The sequence below is a fragment of the Flavobacterium sp. MEB061 genome, assembly GCF_000834715.1.
Taxonomy (GTDB): Bacteria; Bacteroidota; Bacteroidia; order Flavobacteriales; family Flavobacteriaceae; genus Flavobacterium; species Flavobacterium pectinovorum.
In genome coordinates, this window is record NZ_JXQR01000005.1 from 98,776 (window position 1) to 119,069 (window position 20,294).

General features: G+C 33.3%; 18 protein-coding genes. 15 read left to right on the forward strand and 3 right to left on the reverse strand.

Features of this window, described 5'->3' with window-relative positions; all coding sequences use genetic code 11:
* Window position 1: 1 nt before the first annotated feature.
* The 8 genes from RT99_RS02015 to RT99_RS02055 all read left to right on the forward strand — a co-directional run bounded on the left by RT99_RS02015 (window position 2) and on the right by RT99_RS02055 (window position 5,935).
* On the forward strand, window positions 2-424 hold the full coding sequence (locus RT99_RS02015) for a DUF1801 domain-containing protein (protein WP_042563060.1): 423 nt from the start codon (window positions 2-4) through the stop codon (window positions 422-424).
* 5 nt (window positions 425-429) lie between these two features.
* Entirely contained in the window at window positions 430-1,527 is a 1,098-nt protein-coding gene (locus RT99_RS02020; RefSeq protein WP_042563061.1) for an MBL fold metallo-hydrolase, read from the forward strand.
* Between the two features lie 144 nt (window positions 1,528-1,671).
* Window positions 1,672-2,796, forward strand: a complete 1,125-nt coding sequence (locus tag RT99_RS02030; RefSeq protein WP_042563063.1) for a lactonase family protein — start codon at window positions 1,672-1,674, stop codon at window positions 2,794-2,796.
* 296 nt (window positions 2,797-3,092) lie between these two features.
* Window positions 3,093-3,611 (forward strand): GNAT family N-acetyltransferase, encoded by a 519-nt coding sequence (locus RT99_RS02035; protein WP_042563064.1) that lies wholly within the window; start codon window positions 3,093-3,095, stop codon window positions 3,609-3,611.
* A 4-nt stretch (window positions 3,612-3,615) separates the two neighbouring features.
* Complete coding sequence (locus RT99_RS02040) at window positions 3,616-4,197, forward strand: TIGR00730 family Rossman fold protein (RefSeq protein ID WP_042563065.1); 582 nt, start codon at window positions 3,616-3,618, stop codon at window positions 4,195-4,197.
* A 125-nt stretch (window positions 4,198-4,322) separates the two neighbouring features.
* A complete protein-coding gene (locus RT99_RS02045; protein ID WP_042563066.1) occupies window positions 4,323-4,790 on the forward strand; it encodes an SRPBCC family protein in 468 nt (155 codons plus the stop codon).
* Between the two features lie 89 nt (window positions 4,791-4,879).
* Window positions 4,880-5,248 carry an iron chaperone gene (locus RT99_RS02050; protein WP_042563067.1) on the forward strand — a complete coding sequence of 123 codons (369 nt, stop codon included), beginning with the start codon at window positions 4,880-4,882 and terminating at the stop codon, window positions 5,246-5,248.
* A 6-nt stretch (window positions 5,249-5,254) separates the two neighbouring features.
* Window positions 5,255-5,935, forward strand: coding sequence for a 2'-5' RNA ligase family protein (locus tag RT99_RS02055; RefSeq protein WP_042563068.1), 681 nt, complete (start codon window positions 5,255-5,257; stop codon window positions 5,933-5,935).
* A 113-nt stretch (window positions 5,936-6,048) separates the two neighbouring features.
* On the opposite strand, the gene RT99_RS02060 is transcribed toward RT99_RS02055, so the two are convergent.
* From RT99_RS02060 to RT99_RS02070, 3 genes are read right to left on the reverse strand one after another with little or no spacing between them, the layout of a single operon-like run.
* A complete protein-coding gene (locus tag RT99_RS02060) occupies window positions 6,049-6,411 on the reverse strand; it encodes a VOC family protein (protein WP_042563069.1) in 363 nt (120 codons plus the stop codon).
* Between the two features lie 18 nt (window positions 6,412-6,429).
* On the reverse strand, window positions 6,430-7,173 hold the full coding sequence (locus RT99_RS02065) for a DUF2625 domain-containing protein (RefSeq protein ID WP_207384876.1): 744 nt from the start codon (window positions 7,171-7,173) through the stop codon (window positions 6,430-6,432).
* A 19-nt stretch (window positions 7,174-7,192) separates the two neighbouring features.
* On the reverse strand, window positions 7,193-9,340 hold the full coding sequence (locus RT99_RS02070) for a cation:proton antiporter (RefSeq protein WP_042563070.1): 2,148 nt from the start codon (window positions 9,338-9,340) through the stop codon (window positions 7,193-7,195).
* 321 nt (window positions 9,341-9,661) lie between these two features.
* Here RT99_RS02070 and RT99_RS02075 point away from each other — a divergent pair, with 321 nt between their 5' ends.
* The 7 genes from RT99_RS02075 to RT99_RS02105 all read left to right on the forward strand — a co-directional run bounded on the left by RT99_RS02075 (window position 9,662) and on the right by RT99_RS02105 (window position 20,217).
* Entirely contained in the window at window positions 9,662-11,089 is a 1,428-nt protein-coding gene (locus RT99_RS02075; RefSeq protein WP_042563071.1) for an L-serine ammonia-lyase, read from the forward strand.
* A 113-nt stretch (window positions 11,090-11,202) separates the two neighbouring features.
* Window positions 11,203-12,402 (forward strand): SH3 domain-containing protein, encoded by a 1,200-nt coding sequence (locus tag RT99_RS02080; RefSeq protein WP_042563164.1) that lies wholly within the window; start codon window positions 11,203-11,205, stop codon window positions 12,400-12,402.
* A gap of 55 nt (window positions 12,403-12,457) precedes the next feature.
* A complete protein-coding gene (gene panB, locus RT99_RS02085) occupies window positions 12,458-13,276 on the forward strand; it encodes a 3-methyl-2-oxobutanoate hydroxymethyltransferase (protein WP_042563072.1) in 819 nt (272 codons plus the stop codon).
* 162 nt (window positions 13,277-13,438) lie between these two features.
* On the forward strand, window positions 13,439-14,128 hold the full coding sequence (locus RT99_RS02090; RefSeq protein ID WP_042563073.1) for an RluA family pseudouridine synthase: 690 nt from the start codon (window positions 13,439-13,441) through the stop codon (window positions 14,126-14,128).
* A 75-nt stretch (window positions 14,129-14,203) separates the two neighbouring features.
* Window positions 14,204-15,532 (forward strand): aldehyde dehydrogenase, encoded by a 1,329-nt coding sequence (locus tag RT99_RS02095; RefSeq protein WP_042563074.1) that lies wholly within the window; start codon window positions 14,204-14,206, stop codon window positions 15,530-15,532.
* 120 nt (window positions 15,533-15,652) lie between these two features.
* Window positions 15,653-16,441: a hypothetical protein gene (locus RT99_RS02100; protein WP_042563075.1), complete on the forward strand. Its 789-nt coding sequence runs from the start codon at window positions 15,653-15,655 to the stop codon at window positions 16,439-16,441.
* Window positions 16,442-16,533: 92 nt separating this feature from the next.
* Window positions 16,534-20,217 (forward strand): response regulator, encoded by a 3,684-nt coding sequence (locus tag RT99_RS02105; RefSeq protein ID WP_042563076.1) that lies wholly within the window; start codon window positions 16,534-16,536, stop codon window positions 20,215-20,217.
* The last annotated feature ends 77 nt before the right edge of the window (window positions 20,218-20,294 follow it).

Sequence of the window (20,294 nt, forward strand, 5' to 3'; positions counted from 1 at the left end):
CATGGCAAAAAATAAAACTACACAAACAGAAACCAGCGTTACCGATTTTATAAACGCTGTTGAAGATGATACAAAAAGAAACTACTCTTTTGAACTCATTACAATAATGCAAAAACAAACGGGTTTCGACGCCAAAATATGGGGGCCAAGTATTATTGGTTTCGGTAGTTATCATTATAAATATGACAGCGGACATGAAGGCGATGCACCGCTTGTTGGATTTTCGCCAAGAAAAGATGCTTTTTCCTTTTACGCCTGTTTAACAGATGAAAATAAAGAAGAACTGCTTCCTAATTTTGGCAAACACAAAGTAGCGAAAGCTTGTGTTTATTTTAAAAAACTAGCAGATATTGATCCTGAAATTCTAAAAAAAATGATTTCACTTTCGGTTAAAAACTTAAATACATTATACCCCTCAAATTAAAAATCATGGTCATTACGCTACTAATTATTTTACTTTCCGTTGTTATGTATTTTTTATTACATCCAAGGTTTGGAAAAAGACCTTCCGGTGAAAGACTGGCTCTAATACAAAAGTCACCTCAATATAAAAACGGAAAATTTGAAAATAACTCTTTTACGCCTGAACTTGCCGAAGGTTATGGTTATTTTGATATTTTAAAGCAATTCTTCTTTAAAAAAGTAGACCGAAAAATTCCGACTGATATTATTCCTTCTGTAAAAACCAATTTACATGAAATCTCGTTAGATCAGGATATTATGGTTTGGTTTGGGCATTCGTCATATTACATTCAGCTTTCAGGAAAACGATTTTTAATTGATCCTGTTTTCAGCGGCAACGCCTCGCCTATTTACGGCACTACAAAAGCGTTTCAGGGAACTGATATTTACACCGTTGATGATATTCCGGAAATTGATTATTTGTTGATAACGCACGATCATTATGACCATTTAGATTATAAAACCATCATGCAATTGAAACCGAAAATTAAAAAAATAATCACCGCACTTGGCGTTGGTTCTCATTTTGAATTTTGGAAATTTCCTGTCGAAAATATCATCGAAAAAGACTGGCATGAAAAAATAACATTAGATCAGAATCTAACGCTATATACAACGCCGTCAAGACATTTTTCTGGCAGAAGCATTAAGCGTTGTAATACACTTTGGACTTCTTTTGTTTTAGAAACCAAAGATTTTAAAATGTATTTGGGCGGCGACAGCGGTTACGATTCTCATTTTAAGCAAATTGGAGAACAATTTGGCCCGTTTGACATTGCACTTATCGACAATGGTCAATATAATCCAGCATGGAAATACATTCATAATTTGCCTGAAGACGTAATAAAAGCCATGAAAGATCTGAACGCAAAAAGAGTATTTCCGGTGCATTCGTCAAAATTTGCATTAGCATTGCATCCTTGGGATGAACCTCTTATAAAAGTAACAGAATTGAATGCCAATTCAGAAAATCCAATTCCGTTAATTACACCAATGATTGGAGAAAAAGTCGAATTGAAAAATGAAAAACAGGAATTTAAACAATGGTGGAAGGGAGTTAATTAAAAATTTTAGATTGCAGATTTTTAATCCCTTGAAACGCAAAGTTGTCACAATTTTTATCATTCTGAAGAACAAGGAATCTTGACAAATAACCCGACAAAGATGGAGTTTTCTTAAACAGAATAACAAATATTATAATTAAAGAATATGAAACTAAAATTTCTCTTTTTCGCAATATCCTTTCTCACAGCAATTCATGTTTTTTCTCAAAACACCTACGTTTTTCTGGGATCATACAACAAAAACAAAGAAGCAGAATCGATACAAGTATTTCAATTAGATACTTTAAACGGAAAACTGACGAAGATAACTGCAGCAAAAAACGTTATTAATCCATCATATTTAACGGTATCTCCAAACGGAAAGTACGTTTACGCCTGTACGGAAACGAAAACGCCAAACGATGGAAATGTGAGCAGTTTTGAATTTAACGCTGAAAATAAAACGCTGACATTTTTAAACAAACAAAAAAGCGGCGGAGAAAACCCGGTTTATGTTTCGGTTCATAAAAATGGAAAATGGCTCGTAAATGCCAATTATACAGAAGGAAGTGTTTCGGTTCATCTATTATTAGAAAATGGAAAAATCGATTCGCTTGCGCAGAATTTTCAATATAGCGACGGAAGCGTTCATAAAGAAAGACAAACCCGTTCGCACGTGCATTCGGCTGTGTTTTCTCCGCAATTTGATTATCTCTTTTTACCTGATTTAGGTGCCGATAAAATTCGTTGTTACGGTTTTGATGAAACCCAAAAAAAGCCTTTAACCGAAACCAAAAATCCGTTTACAAAAACAGATTTAGAAGCCGGGCCAAGACATTTTACTTTTCACCCAAATCAAAAATTTGGTTATTGTATTGAAGAAATAGCTGGCGCAATCAGCGTTTATCAATATGAAAACGGAACTTTACAAAAAATACAGCGCATCAACACGCATCCTGATAAAATCAAAGAAGGTTTTGAAAGTTCTGATATTCATATTTCGCCAGACGGAAAATTTCTGTATGCCACAAATCGCGGTAAAGAAAACAATATTGCTATTTTTTCTATTGATGAAAATGGACTTTTAACAAACATTGGTTATCAATCGACTTTAGGAAAACATCCCAGAATTTTTGCTATTGATGAAAACGGAAAATTTCTGATCGCCACAAATGTTATTTCAGGAAACGTGATTGTTTTTAAAAGAAATTCAATAACAGGATTACTTAAAAAAGTGGGTAAAGAAGTTAAAATGGAGAACGTTTCCTGTGTGCAAATAAAAAGGATTTGATGTGTCATTGCGAGGAACTAAGCAATCTAACCTGCTGTATCGACAAAAGTTTACAATAGCTTAATTTTGCACGCGGATGACACGGATTCGCAAGCGAAAACACGGATTAAGGCGGATTTTATCTCCATTTTGTCATCCTGACGAAGGAAGGGTCTCCGTAAGAAACTCCACAAAATATGTCGCCAATCTTTGTCGATTTCAGGATGTGATTTCTCCTTTCGTCGAAATGACAAACTTTGTAAAAAAACTTTTAATTAGAGCAAATTAGTGCAATTCGTGGCAAAAAAATAAAAAATATGACAACATTCTATTTACAACCAGAAGTTTTAGAAAACGACATTATAAAATTAATTCCGCTGCAGGAAAATCATTTTGAAGAACTTTTTAAAGCAGCTTCCGATCCTTTAATCTGGGAACAATATCCTATAAAAGACAGATATAAAATTGAAGTTTTTAAACCTTTTTTTGATGGCGCTATAAACTCAAACGGTGCCTTTTTAATCTTAGATAAAGTAACCAACGAAGTTATGGGAACAACCCGATTTTACGATTACAACACCGAAAAACAAAGTGTGGGAATTGGATTTACTTTTATTACCCGAAAATTTTGGGGCGGGCCTTATAACAAAGCTTTAAAAAAATTAATGATCGATTATGCTTTTGAGCATTTAAACTCGGTGATTTTTCATGTTGCAGAACAAAATTTCCGTTCGCAAAAAGCCGTTTTAAAGCTTGGAGCCGAAAAAATAAACGAAGTCAATTTTAATATGAATGGAGTTGATGTAATCCATTATGAATACGAATTAAAAAAATAATTAAATGAAAAGCATAACTGTTTTTTGCGGATCCAGTTTTGGAACCGAAGAAATTTATAAAGAACAAGCCGTTTTACTCGGACAAACTCTGGCAAAACAAAATATTAAATTAATTTACGGTGGTGCAAACGTAGGCTTGATGGGCGCTGTAGCCGATGGCGTTTTAAATGCCGGCGGAGAAGCAATTGGTGTTCTTCCTGATTTCTTAAGATCTAAAGAAATAGCACATTTGGGTCTTACCGAATTGATTTTTGTTGATAGCATGCACGAAAGAAAAACCAAAATGAACGACTTATGCGAAGGCGTTATTGCGCTTCCGGGTGGTTTTGGAACTCTGGAGGAACTTTTTGAAATGCTGACCTGGGCACAATTAGGTTTACACAAAAAACCAATCGCCATTTTAAACATCAACGGATTTTATGATTCTCTTATTGAATTAACCCAAACAATGGTTGAAAAAGGTTTATTGAAAGATGTTAATCAAAAAATGCTTTTGGTAAGTGATAATATTGATGATTTATTAAATCAAATGAAAAATTATACAGCACCAACTGTTGGAAAATGGATTGAGAAAAAAGAGTTGTAGTTATGATTTTTGAGTTATGAGTTATTTGCTTTGCTTTTAAAATTAAACAATTAGCCTTATATTTACATTTCAACTTTTACTCATTAACATATAACTTCTCACACATAACATCTAACTTCCAAAAGATGAAAACAGAAAATAATAAATTCGCAAAAGCCGAAATGCTGATTAGAAAACCTGTTTCAGAAGTTTTTCAGGCTTTTATTGATCCCGAAATCACCAGTAAATTTTGGTTTACAAAAGGTTCAGGAAAACTGAAACAAGATGAAAAAACAGAATGGACATGGGAAATGTATGGCTTTTCATTAATGGTTACTACACATGTTTTGCAGGAAAATAAAAAAATTGTGGTCGAATGGGGAAATCCTGATGAAAGCACTATAGTTGAATGGGTTTTTACGCCATTAAACGAAAATGAAACTTTTGTAAGCATCACCAATTCTGGTTTTAAAGGAGATACGGACAAAATAATCGATCAGGTTCGAAATTCTACCGAAGGTTTCACTTTGGTTTTAGCCGGAGCAAAAGCTTACTTAGAACACCATATTTTATTGAATCTTGTTTTAGACAGATTCCCGAAAGGTCTGGCATAAAAAAAGTTTCAAGTTTATTTTGTTTCAAGTTTCAAGTTCTCGCAGAACCTGAAACTTGAAACTTGAAACTAAAACAACAAAATATAAAAATGGATACGAAGAAACCCAAAAATATCGACGAATATATAGGCGGATTTCCAAATGAGGTTCAGGAAATTCTGGAGAAAATAAGAGAGACAATTCAGAAAGCAGCGCCGGATGCTAAAGAAAAAATCAGTTATTCGATGCCGGCTTTTGAGCAAAACGGAATTGTAGTTTATTTTGCCGCTTTTAAAAATCACATTGGCTTGTATGCGTTGCCAAGTGGTCATGAAGAATTTAAAGAAGAACTTTCGAAATACAAGTCCGGAAAAGGTTCTGTCCAATTTCCTTTGGATAAACCTATGCCGTTTGATTTGATTGCCAAAATTGTAAAATTCAGAGTGAAAGAAAATCTGGAAAAAGCGAAAAAGAAATAACTTTCAATGGATTTAAGCGAACATTACGATCAACTTTATAAAAAATCTGCAGCAGCTATTTTAGCCGGAAATTATAAATTAGATTCTCAAATCAATAATCCCTCAGATTCTCGTTTTGGTATTACGTTACTCATTCGCCCAAGCGAAAAAATCAAAACCAATATTCAGTTGTTTTTAAACGAATTAAAGGCAATTGAACCCAGACAATATTATTATCCTGATGCTGATATTCATATTACGCTAATGTCGATTATTTCGTGTTATGAAGGTTTTACTTTAGATAAAATTTCAATTGAGGATTACATCAAAGTCATACAGGAAAGTTTAATTAATTTAGGCAAAATTAAAATTGAATTTCGAGGCGTAACAGCTTCGCCTTCTGCGCTAATGATTCAGGGTTTTCCTGCCGATGAAAGCTTGAATAATTTACGAAACAAACTTCGTGAGAATTTTAAAAAATCTACTTTGCAGCAAAGTATTGATAGTCGTTATGCAATTTCAACCGCGCATTCGACTGTAATGCGTTTTCAGGAAAAACTTCAAAATCCGGAGAAATTAATTGCTGTTGCAGAGAAATTCCGAGATTATAATTTTGGGGAATTTACAGTTGATAAAGTAGAATTAGTTTATAATGATTGGTATCAGAGAGAAAATAACACAATTCATTTGGCCGATTTTAATTTATAAGTTTTTTTCGCCACGGCCCGAGCGACAGCGAACAGGCGAAGCAATTCACTAATTTTCACTAATTCAAATTGTCAAAAAAAACTTTGTGCCTTTGCGCCTTCGTGGCAAAATTTTTATTTAAACTCTCCAAAATGCCATAAAACACCCGACGGATCGTGCAGAAAACATTCTCTTCCCCAATCTAAATTACGAATTGGAGTAAGTTTTACACCTTCATATTTTTCGGGAAGATTTAAGGCTAAAAGTTCTTTATAATAACGATCGACATCATCAACTTCAAGAAAAATCATCGTGTTTTCGATCCAGTCTTTTGTATAATAATCCTGAAGGTAAAAAGCAATTTCTTCACTTTTAAAAACAGAAAAATTACTTTCTAAAACTGTTTCTTCAAAACCTAAATCACGATAAAAACTTCTTGAGATTTCGAAATCTTTAGCGCCGATAAAAGGCCGTATTGATTTGATTTTGTGATTCATTTTTGTAGTTTTTAAAAATTACTTTTCGAAACCAAGTTGTTTTCGTAAATCTAAATTTAAACCATATTGTTCCTGAATTGAAATTATCTTTCTCGAACTTTTATTAATGTCGCTTCCTTCTGCTGTCCAAAGAAAAGGGTAAAAATTAAAAACTTCATCACCTTTTAATTTTGAAACTTCTTCTCTCCATCCGTTCCATCTGTTACCTTCATAAAATTTATCTAAATCATTATTAAAGCAAAATTCTAAAAATTCAGAATACGTAATATCAAGTTGTTCATATTCGAGATTATCAGGAGAAAAATAATAAATTTTACCTACATCGGTTCCTAATCCACCTCCATTCAATAGATAAAAACCACCAATTGCATCATCTGCAATTAATAAAAAAGGTGGCGTTTCACCAAACTCATTAAATGATTTTCCTTTATTCCAATCAGGAAGTGTTCGAGTAAATCTTGAATTTCCTGAACCTAAAATTCTAATCCAGCCATCATCAATTAGAATACCTCCTGTCATAAAAACAATTGCTCCCATCGGAGAACGAGTTGTAACCTGAGTATGAAATAATGCTTCTTTTGCTTTTAATTCATCAACAGGTAAAATCTCAACCTTATTTTTGGCGGTTTTAATCCAGCCTTCAACAATTACCCAGCCTGGATCTTTTTTATCTATAAGTTCTTCAGCTTTTTTCATTTTATTTTGTCCAGTTGTCACAAAAGTTATAAATATCAACGAAATTAACAGCAGTTTTCTTTTCATTTATTCTATCCTAAAAAAATTATCCCTTCTTCAAAATACTTCCCAAACCTCTACCAATCTGCTCAATAGCTTCAAGACCTTTTGTCAATGGCGTAGCGGTAAAATCTTCATAAGCATCCATAGAAGTTACTTTATTATCATCTTGCGGATAAACCAAAATCAGGTTATTTTCTTCAAATGATTTTTCGAATTTCTGTGGTAATTTATCAAAAATAGATTGGTATGAAACGGAACCTTTTCTTGATAAATTAAAAGCAATTAAATCAGTTGGTTTAATTTCATCTGAAATGGCTTCAAAATCTTCCCAATCTAAAATACTCTTGAATCCTAATTTTGCGCTAAGTTTCAAATTAGCAGCAATCTGCAAAATAGACTGATGGGTTTTATATTCGGCATAAATCACAATCGGAATACTTAATTCCTGTGATAATCGGCAGATTTTTTGAAGTAAAAGCTGAAATCCAACTCCTCTTTCTGAAAAAGGCGGGCAAATAAATACCAATCTTTTTTCTTCAATAAAAGGTTTTTCAAATCGGCAGATAAATAAGCTTTTGTCTACGTTATTAATGATTGAATCTACGTTTTCTCCAAAAATTTTATCCAGGAAACCTGTTTTTCTCGGCCAGCCTACAATCACAATATCCGACATGATTTCTTTTGAAGTTCTCGCAATTCCACTCGCCGGATTATGATCGATTCTGGCAATGGTATTGATTTTTACTTCAGATGCTGAACCCTGAATTACAAATTTATCAACAGCTTTTCTATATCTTAAAATATTTTTTTCGGCCTGATCATTATTCGGAACAATCGTTAGCAAAGTAACCGGATTGGCAGATTTTTTATCTTTTATTAAAAGTGCAAAATCCAACAAACTCGCTGTTGCAGAAGTTTTTGCCAGCGGAATCAAAATATGCTCTTCCAGAATCTTATCTCTGTTGGTATCTTCATGAGAAACTTCTTCTTCACAAATGGCAATTTTTTTAGCTGCTTTTTCTGTAGCAAAAGAAGCCACAATACACGTTATCAGAATTAAAATAATAGTTCCGTTTAATATATTTTCATCTAAAATTTTCGCTTTAAAACCTACCAAAATTACCGCCAGAGTTGCTGCAGCGTGCGCACTGCTCAATCCGAAAATAAGCTGTCTTTCTGTCTTTGTGTATTTAAAAACAATTTGGGTAAAAAAGGCCGCAAACCATTTTCCAAAAATAGCCACAACACTCAACGTACCGGCAACAATTAAAGCGGTTGGTCCGCTCAAAATAACACTTATATCAACCAGCATTCCCACAGAAATCAGGAAAAACGGAATAAACAATGAATTCCCAATAAACTCAATTCTGTTCATCAATGCAGATGAATGCGGAATTAACGGATTTAATGCCAAACCGGCAACGAAAGCACCAATAATAGGCTCTACTCCTGCTACTTCGGCCAAAAAGGCGGCGAAGAAAACGACTGAAAGTACAAATATATAATGCGCATGTTTTTCACTTTCTAATTTCTTGAAAAACCATTTTGCAATTCTCGGAATAACCAAAAACATAATGGCTGAAAAGATAGCCAGCGAAACCCCTAATTTTATCCAGAAAGCCTGATTAAGATTTCCCTGGGCGCTTCCCATAATTACGGCAAGAATAATCAAAACAGCAGTATCAGTTAAAATTGTTCCTCCAACGGTTATGGCAACTGCCTGATTTTTTGAGATTCCCATTTTACTCACAATTGGATATGCTACCAAAGTGTGCGTGGCAAACATACTTGCCGTTAAAAAACTGGCATTAAAATCATATTGCAGTAAATAATAACAAACAGGAAAACCAATAGATAAAGGGAAAATAAAAGTAAAAAATCCAAATAATAAACTCTTATTTTGATTGGCTTTAAACTCGTTCATATCAAGTTCAAGACCCGCGATAAACATGATATACAAAAGTCCGATGGTTGAAAATAAATCAACTGCCGAGCTTTTGGCAAGAATATTAAGCCCGTGAGGACCTATGACTACACCAGAAATTATAAGACCTATAATTCCGGGAATATTTATTTTTTTTAGTAAAATTGGAGACAGCAGAATAATGAAAAGTATCAACGAAAAAATTAATACTGGATTGTTAAGCGGTAATTCGAATTCTTGTAATAAATGCTTGAAAAATTCTATCATAATGTGATTTTATCTTCTTTGTGGTATTTCAATTTTTTTTGTAAAAAAAGCTTCTAAAAATTGAAAAAACATATCAGAAGTTATTATTTATCCGATTGTTTAAAAGTTAAAAAAACCGGATTTTTTAGTGATTGTTTCATTACAAAAATACCTAAAAAAACCTCGAACTCTTTACGAAAACTGCATATTAAGCAATTAAATTTATTTCATTGCCAAATTATTAAAATTTAATATCTTTTTTAACAAAACCGCAACATTAACAATTAAATATTCTCGTTCGTTGCATTATTCAATTATCTTTGTCTTAATAAAAATTGAACAATGGAAGAATGTATCTCTGTTTTTGATATGCTTAAAATTGGCGTTGGTCCGTCGAGTTCCCATACATTAGGTCCGTGGCGCGCCGCAGAACGTTTTTTAGAAGAGTTAAAAGACGAATCTATTTTAGAACAAACTACCAGAGTCAAAGTCGATTTATACGGTTCGCTTTCCTTAACCGGAAAAGGCCACGCTACAGATTTGGCAGTTATGCTTGGTTTAAGCGGTCAGGATCCTGAATATATTCCCATTGAAGATATTGCGGGAATCATAAAATCGATCGAAACCAAAAATGAAATCGTTTTGGGAAACCAGATTACGATTCCGTTTTACTTTCTTCAAGACATTGTTTTCAATAAAGATTTTCTCCCTTTTCATGCCAATGGCTTAAAATTTACGGCCTACAAAGCCGATGATTCTGAATATGAATCTACTTTTTATTCTATCGGAGGTGGTTTTGTGGTGAAAGAAGAACGTACCAATGCCAAAATAAAAGAAGAAATAAAATGTGCCTTTCCGTTCCCGATTCAAAATGCAGTTGAACTTTTAAATTATACGGTTTCAGAAAACAAAATGATTTCTGAAATTGTTTATGAAAACGAAAAATCAATGCGTCCTGAAACCGAAATTCATTCGGAATTAATACGTATTTGGCACACTATGCTCGAATGTATGTACATTGGCTGTCATACAGGAGGAATTCTTCCGGGCGGATTAAATGTGCGCAGAAGAGCTTTCGATATGCATCAGAATTTAATTGGATTATCAAATTATTCTGATCCGCAATCATGGCTGGAAGAAATCAGAAAAACCGAAGTGAAATTTCGCCAGATATTAAAATGGGTAAGCTGTTTTGCACTTGCCGTAAATGAAGTAAATGCTTCGCTTGGCCGCGTGGTTACAGCGCCTACAAACGGAAGCGCTGGTGTGATTCCGGCTGTTTTAATGTATTATCTGGTGATTGAAAACCATAACGCCGGCGAAAAAGAAATCAAACAATTTTTGATGGTTGCCGGAGAAATTGGGAGTATCTTTAAAAAAGGAGCTACTATTTCTGCAGCAATGGGCGGTTGTCAGGCCGAAATTGGCGTTTCGTCAGCGATGGCTGCTGCGGCACTTTGTGAATTAATGGGCGGAACTCCTGCTCAGGTTTTAATGGCTGCCGAAATTGCAATGGAACATCATCTTGGTTTAACCTGTGACCCAATTGGTGGTTTAGTACAAATTCCGTGTATTGAAAGAAATACAATGGGCGCCATAAAAGCGATAAATGCTGCCGAATTGGCCTTAGAAACCGATTCTAAAAATGCAAAAGTTCCATTGGATAAAGTAATCAATACGATGTGGCAAACGGCAAAAGATATGAATTCAAAATACAAAGAAACCTCTGAAGGCGGACTTGCAATTGCGGTTAATATGGCTGATTGCTAAATAAAAGTTTGCCACGAATTTCACGAATTATCTCGAATTATTTTTTTTAATTTTCGTTAAGTAAATAGATATTCGTGATAATTCGTGAAATTCGTGGCGACAAAAAATACTACATGAAAAAATACCACTTTATAGCAGCATTATTATTTTGCTCTATTTTACTACAAGCCCAGGAACGTTATTTTTTAAATTCAGATACCCGATTGTATACTTCGGCAAGTGCTTCTGCTGAATTTTTAGGTTATTTTAAATATGGTGCCGAAGTTCAGTTATTATCTAAAAATGAAAATGGCTGGTACAAAGTAAAAGCCGATAATTTATCTGAAGGTTATGTTCCTGAAAAATTTGTGGGAACACGATTAAATGCTGCCGACATTAAAACTGTTGATAACGAAAATCCGGTTTTGGCAGGCGGCGATCAATATTATGGCGGAAATCATCTTTTTGTTTTGGTGGCGGGTTTAAAAGCAAGGGCACTTCCGGATAAAACTTCAAAAATTAAAGAAATTTTGTTTACCGGAGATCCTGTTCCGGTAAATTATCTTCCTAAAAATCAAGACGAATGGGTGAATATTGGTGGGAATTTCGACCCTGAATATGCAAAATTTACACTGAGAAAATTCATTGGCAAAAGACCTGATTTTAATACCTTAATCAAAGAATTCGACAAACTGAATCCTGATGCGATTGCTGAACGAAAAACTGTTGCCGAACGAATTGTAGAACTTGCCTGGAACAGCGATTATTCAAAACTAGCTCCTGCGTACCAAAGATATTCTGAGGTTGTTAAACAATTGAACGACCCTAAACTAATTGCTGATACAGAACTAAATGTGGCTATTGCCAAAGCATTAGACAAACATAAATTACCGGAACAAATTATTGCATTTACACAAAAAGCCGAATTTATTTTGAAAGGTATTAAAACAAAATCTTTGTTTCTTACTCAAAAAGAATTAGTTAAAACCTTTGGAAAACCTGCAAAAACAGCCAGTATAGGCGATGAATGTGGTGTTTATTTAAGTGATTTGTTTTACTATTATCCGGATTTAGAAGTTTCTGTTGATGAAAAACAAAACAAAGTTGAAATCGTAAAGGTTTTTATCAATGAAAACAATAAAATGATTTTGAATGCCAATTCGGTTTTAGATAACACAATAACTGAAAAAGCATTTATCGAAAAATACGGCACTTATATAACAGCTTCTATCAAAGCACCACATTCGTACTCCCTGCAATTTGAAGACAGCGAATTTAGAATAGAATTCAAAGACGGAAAGCTCTTTTTTATTGAAATATTCTTCTATTGCTGATTTCAATCTATAATTATTCAATACTTTTACATCTTCAAAAAAAATAAAAAATAAAATGTCAGTAGCAAAAAAAGATTATAAAAGAATCACTACAAAGTCGTTAATCGAAATGAAAAGCAACGGAGAGAAAATCTCTATGCTAACGGCCTACGATTATACAATGGCAAAAATCGTTGATACTGCCGGAGTTGATGTGATTTTGGTTGGAGATTCAGCTTCAAATGTTATGGCGGGTCATGAAACGACTTTGCCAATTACTTTAGACCAAATGATTTACCATGCTTCATCTGTAGTTCGTGCTATCGAAAGAGCTTTGGTTGTAGTTGATTTACCTTTTGGAAGTTACCAGTCTGACCCTAAAGAAGCCTTGCGTTCTGCCATCAGAATCATGAAAGAAAGCGGTGGTCACGCAGTAAAATTAGAAGGAGGAAAAGAAATTAAAGAATCGATCAAAAAAATATTAAACGCAGGAATTCCCGTTATGGGACACTTGGGTTTAACTCCACAATCTATTTATAAATTCGGAACTTACAGCGTTCGTGCAAAAGAAGACGAAGAAGCAGAAAAACTAATCGAAGATGCTAAATTGCTTGAAAAAATTGGCTGTTTTGGTATTGTTTTGGAAAAAATCCCTGCTGATTTAGCCGAAAAAGTAGCTAAAAGTATTTCGATTCCTGTTATCGGAATTGGTGCCGGAGGCGGCGTAGACGGACAGGTTTTGGTTATTCACGATATGTTGGGAATGAACAACGAATTTAGTCCAAGATTTTTACGTCGTTACCTAAATCTTTACGAAGAAATGACAAAAGCAATTGGTCAATATGCTGCTGATGTGAAATCTAGTGATTTCCCTAATTCTAATGAACAATATTAATTTTTAAGTTGCTAAGGTTCTGAGATTCTAAGTTGCTAAGATTTTTTAAGGTTACTTTTTTAGGTACAAAGGCTCAAAGTAACAAAGGTTCAAAAGTTTTCTTTATTCACTTTTCAATCTAAAATCAGAAATCTAAAATCTAAAAATCCCATAAGTCTAATAATGAAAATCGTTTCCAACAAAAGTAATCTCCAAATTCTGCACGAAGACAATCATATTATTGTGGTTAACAAACGCGTAGGCGATATTGTGCAAGGTGATAAAACGGGGGACAAACCTCTATCTGATGTTGTAAAAGAATACATTAAAGACAAATACAATAAACCTGGCGACGTTTTTCTGGGGGTGATTCATCGTTTGGACCGACCTACAACCGGAATCGTGGTTTTTGCCAGAACCAGTAAAGCTTTAACGCGGATGAACGAATTGTTCAGTAATCGCGAAACACAAAAAACCTATTGGGCAGTTGTCAAGAATAAACCTTTGGAAACAACTGCCAAATTGGTCCATTATCTTAAACGAAACGAAAAAAATAATACTTCAAAAGCACATTTAAAAGAAGTTCCCGATAGCAAAATCGCCAGCCTGGATTACACTGTTTTTAAAGAACTTCAAAATTATGTAGCTCTGGAAATTAATCTTCACACAGGTCGCCACCACCAAATTCGTGCACAATTGTCGGCAATTGGTTCTCCTATAAAAGGCGATTTAAAATACGGTTTTGACCGAAGTAATCCTGATGGCGGAATTCATCTTCATGCCAGAAAATTAGTTTTTGTACATCCTGTCTCAAAAGAAAATATTACGATTGTTGCACCAACTCCCGACGAAACCATTTGGAATGCATTATGATTTTATGATTATTTTCTTAATTTTTTAATTTTTATCGATTAACTTGCATAGACAAAAAAACAAGCTGATCGTAAAATGGACTATAAAAATGATATCGGATACCGAAAAGAAACGCTCAAAAAATTATTATATAACATTCAGAAAAGCGAAGATTTAATTGTAAAAGCTTTATATGATGATTTTAAAAAGCCTGAATTTGAAGCTGTTTTAACAGAGACTAATTATGTCATTTCGGAACTAAAAGACACGATCAAAAATATTCATAAATGGGCAAAACCAAAACGTGTTTTTCCTTCCCTCCTTAACTTTCCTTCAACAGATTATATTTACAAAGAACCTTACGGAAAAGTGTTGGTAATTGCACCATGGAATTATCCTTTTCAACTGGCATTATGCCCTTTAATTTCTGCTGTTGCAGCAGGAAACAGAGTGATTTTAAAGCCTTCGGAACTTACCCCAAATACTTCTTCTATAATTGCAAAAATTATCCAAAAAACGTTTCATGTAAAACATGTTGATGTCGTTCAGGGAGGAGTTGAAGAAGCAAACAGTTTATTGGCAAAACGCTGGGATTATATTTTCTTTACAGGAAGCGTGGCTGTTGGAAAAATCGTTGCCAAAGCTGCTGCAGAAAACCTGACACCGGTGACGCTCGAATTAGGCGGAAAAAACCCGTGTATTATTGATGAAACTGCCGATTTAAAATTAGCTGCAAAAAGAATTGTCTGGGGAAAATTTATTAATGCCGGTCAAACTTGCATTGCACCAGATTATATTTTGATTCAAAAAAATATGAAAATCAATTTCATCACTTTTATGATGGAAGAAATTACAAAAGCATATGGCAAAAAAATGGAAAAATCGCCGGATTTTGCCCGAATTATAAATACTAAAAATTGGCTTCGACTGGCTAATATGCTGAAATCTGAAAAAATAATTTTTGGAGGAGAAACAGATGCTAATAAGCTTTATATCGCACCAACACTTATTGAAGAACCGGGATTGGAAAGTCCGGTTATGAAAGAAGAAATTTTCGGTCCTATTTTACCTATTCTAACTTACGAAACAGAAACCGAAATTAAAAATGTTGTGAGCCGTTATGAGAAACCTCTTGCATTTTATATTTTTAGCGAAAATAAATCTTTTACCAAAAAATTAATTGCAACTTATTCTTTTGGAGGCGGTTGTATCAATGATACGGTTGTTCACTTTTCTAATAAAAGACTGCCTTTTGGCGGTGTTGGCCATAGCGGAATTGGCGCTTACCACGGTCAATTGAGTTTTGACATTTTTACGCATCACAAAGGAGTAGTCAAAAAAGGCAATTGGATCGATTTACCAATGCGTTATGCACCTTACAAAGATAAACTGGCTTCCATTAAACGCTTATTAGACTGGATATAACCACTAAAACAATCTTCGTACTATTTTGTAGATTTTCGTACGCATTTGATTAAAAATATTATATTTACGTTTCAATAATTAAATACCACTGGAATATAAAACAATTCTACTTAAAAAAAAATGAAATCTACACTTGATCAAATTGAAGACATTAAAAATAATGGCTATTTCTTAGACTTTTCTACTGTTTTTAACCATGCTTTCGAAAACTATAAAAAAATAGCGCTTTATGCGGGATTAATACTTTTGGTATTTTCGATTTTAGCGTTTTTTCTTGGCGGAGGACTTTTGGTTTCATTGTATGGAGTTCAGCATTTTAATGAAGAATTTTTAAAAAACCTTCAAAACGAGCAAACATCAACATCTGTACTGGCTATTTACAGCGTAGTAATTGCTTTTTTTGCAGCACTTTTTAGTCCGTTTACTGCTGGTTTTTTAAAAATGGCATATTGTGCAGACAGAGATGAAGAATTTAAATTTTCTACCGTTTTTACCTATTACACATCACGTCATTTTGGACAGCTTTTTATCTCAACATTATTAATTTCACTAGTAAGTGGTTTCATTTCCGTTCTCTTTAATATGGTTGGAATTATTCTTGTTGATACTTTTATTGCACTGGCAATCACTATATTTACCTCATTAGCAATACCTCTAATTATTTTTGGAGATTTAAACGCTATAGACGCCATAAAATCAAGCATTATTATCGTTAGCAAACAACCATTTACAATAATCCTTTTGCTTTTTGTTGCCGGCGTTGGCTCAGCCATTGGTTTAATTGGCTGTTGTATTGGCGTAGCCTTTACAATTCCTATCACTTATTCGGTAAAATACGCTTTATATAGCGCTATATTAAATATAGAAGAAGAGAATTCAATTGATTCAATTGGATCTGATTCAGAATAAAACTGAAGATTCTGAGAACAAAAAGAGCCTGACCTACTCTTTTCAGAAAATTCCAAATTGCTATTACTAAACTAAAACATACCCCAAATACTATGGTAGAAAACTATAGTTTTTTTAACTCATCGATTTTAGGAATCGCCAATTTTGGTGATGCCTTAAAATCGATTGCCACAAATTGGTTTGTTTTTAAATCCGATATTATTTTCTACAATAATCCCAAACTCATCATTTTGGGGCTGTCATTATTCGGTTTTATAGGTTTATTGATTTATCAGTTTTTTAGAATTAAAGCCAAAATTGGCTACTTCATCGAGAAAAAACTGGAAAGCGAAACTGCACATAGAGAATATCAATTGTATGCTTTATTCTTTGGAATTTCAATTATTGTAATCGAAATTATTAATGAAATATTCAAGATTCGGCCACGAAGTTTATTAGTTTTTAATGTAATTATCGGATTTTCAGTTTTACTGCTTTATTTAGTTACTGATAAAATCAAATTTCTACGGGACCGAACCCAGAGAATTTTCATTATTTCCTTCTTCATTTACATTGCGTATGTTGCCCGTAACATTATATATCTGCAAAATGATGTTATCCCGATTATTACTTTTCTACTTTCGTTTTTTTTCTCTTACAGTATTTTAAAACCCATAAAAATTTATTGGGCTTTCGTATCAATCGTCTTTTTATACCTTATTGCAACCTTAGTTTTCCATGCAATTCCATTAAAATCATCAATTTTACTGATCAATTTTTGCATTATTGTTTTCATTATTAATCACGTAAATTATGCCGTTTTACTAAACAACAGGGATAATTTCAGGTTTACAAACGAAATCGTTCATAAAGGAAATTCATTAACGATTGCTACAAATAAAAAAGGCGAAGTATTATTTAGCAGCGAAACCATAACAACAATTTTAGGATATTCGCCTGACGAAGTAATGGCAATGGAATTTTGGAAATTAACCGAAGATCCGGAATTTATAAGAGAGAATTATCACAAAACTTATATTGATAATAAACTCTACATTCGAAAACTAAAAAGTAAAAACGGCGAATTCAAATACATTCAATGGAAAGATAAAAAATTCTCTAATGATTTAATTATCAGTATTGGACAAGACGTTACAGAACAAATTATCGTTCAGGATCAATACAAAAACCTGATTCAGACCGCGACCGATATTATTTTTGAAATTAATGTCGCCGGTTATTTTACTTTTATCAATGAGTTTGGATATTCTATTTTGGGTTATGCAGAAGAAGAAGTGATTTCGCAGCATTATTCAAATTTTATTCATGAAGATTACATCAAAAATGCCGTTGATTTCTATGAGAATTTAGAACGAAACGAACTTAATTATCCGACCATTGAAATTCCGGTTATAAAGAAAAACGGCGAAGAACTATGGATTTCACAAAAAGTTATTATTCGCAAAAATGATTTGGGCGAAACAAATGGATACGCAGGTATAGCAAGAGATATTACGGAAATAAAAAACATCGAAAACGAGAAAAAAAGACGTCTTGAGAAAATCGAAGCCTACAATAATTCGACCAAAAAATTATCGACAACAGATTTTCGCGGTTACAGCGATTTGCAAACCGTAATTGATTTTATTATTCAGGAAGCGGCAACAGTTTCTAAAACAAACAGAGTCAGTTTTTGGAAATACTCAAACGATACTATAACCTGTCGAAATTTATTCAGCCGGGACAATCAAAGTTTAAACGATAAAAACATTCTCGATAAAGAATCTTATCCAATCTATTTTGAAACTTTAAAAAGCAAAGCCATCATCAATGCTTCTGATGTATTTAATAAACTGGAAACATCTGAATTTCAGCAAATTTACTTCATCAAAAACAAAATAAAATCGATGCTTGATGTTCCGATTTTTTTAAACGGACAATTGGCAGGAGTTGCCTGTTTTGAAAGTACCGAGAAAAAAAGAGAATGGGATAATGAAGATATTAATTATGCGAGAACAATTTCGGATGTAATCTCATTGGCAATTTCTTCTCAAATGAGGCTTAAGGCCGAGAAAAAACTGGAACTTAAAAGTGAATTATTATCGGCTTTGGCGCTTTGTACAGAGAAATTTTTATTGAGCAAAAGTCCGCAAAAAATGTTTCAGGAAACTTATGAAATTATTGGAAAGGCATCAAAAGTAGATCACATTTTTTATTACGAAAAAAATTTTGAAACCAATACCATTAGCCAAAAATACAAATGGACCCGGGAAGGAATTGAGCGTCAAATAACGAAACTGCAAAATTTTACCGAAGACAATTTAAAGGAAATCATCTTGCATTCTCAAAATAAAAAAGTTTTAAGCACCTTAACCCGAAATCTGGAAGATACCTACTTTAAAAATTTACTCATTACCAATAATATTAAATCGATATTGATTTTGCCTCTGTTTGCCAATAATAACTTTTCGGGTTTTATTGGTTTTGATGATTGCACGAGGGAAAGAAAATGGTCTGATGATGAAATTTATATCTTCCAGACACTTGCCAATAATATTTCATCGGCGTTGGACCGAAACAGAAATCAGGCAAAAATCAAGGAAAGTGAAGATGCAATAAAAGCAAAAGAACTGGCAGAGGCGGCAAATAAATCTAAATCGGATTTCCTGGCCAACATGTCGCACGAAATACGAACTCCGTTAAACGGAATTATCGGTTTTACGCATTTGCTTATGAAAACGAATCTTGAAGAAATTCAGGAAAAGTACATGACAACCATTAATCAATCGGCACATTCATTACTTGAAATTATCAATGATATTCTTGATTTTTCTAAAATTGAAGCCGGAAAACTCGAACTTTTTATTGATTTGTATGATATTCAAAAAATACTGGGACAAGTATTTGACTTAATTATTTTTGAATCGAACCAAAAAAATCTTGATCTTGAATTAAATGTTGATCCGAATGTTCCTAAATATATCTGGACAGATATTGTGCGATTGAAACAAATTTTGATCAATCTTTTATCAAACGCCATAAAATTTACCAACGAAGGATCTATAAAACTAAATGTTTCGGTAATCGAAAAGAAATCAGAAGAAAATTATATTCTTCGCTTTTCTGTTGTTGATACCGGAATTGGAATATTAGAGCAAAATCAGAAGAAAATTTTCAAGGCCTTCTCACAAGAAGATAGTTCTACAACGAGAAAATTTGGAGGGACAGGTTTGGGACTCACGATCTCGAATCAATTACTGGCTTTAATGGAAAGCCGTTTGCAGCTTGAAAGCAGAATTAACAAAGGAAGTACATTTTATTTTGATTTGAATTTGAATATTAGTCATAAAAGTATCAACGAAAAATACAAAGAAATTCTAAAAAACAGAAATCCTGATTATGCATTGAACTATTATTCTAATCAAAAAAAACTAAATATTTTGATTGTTGAAGATAATAAAGTAAACATGCTTCTTTTAAAAACAATTGTAAAAAACCTTAATTTAAATACTATTATTTTTGAATGCGAAAATGGCTATGAAGCTGTAAATCAAATTGAAAACATTAATCCTGATTTAGTTTTTATGGATATTCAGATGCCAATTATGAATGGCTATGAAGCCACAAAAGCGATTAGAAATACTTTAAGCGGCAAAAATATTCCCATAATTGCTGTTACGGCAGGCGCCGAGAAAGATGAGCGAAACAAATGTATTTCGGCCGGAATGAACGATTATATTTCTAAACCAATCATTCGCGGAACTGTGGAAGAAGCTTTATCTAAATGGATAAAATAATAAAGTAAATCATTTTAATAGAACATATTTTACAAAAAAATATATAAATTCGTACAACAAAATTTATAATAACTTTT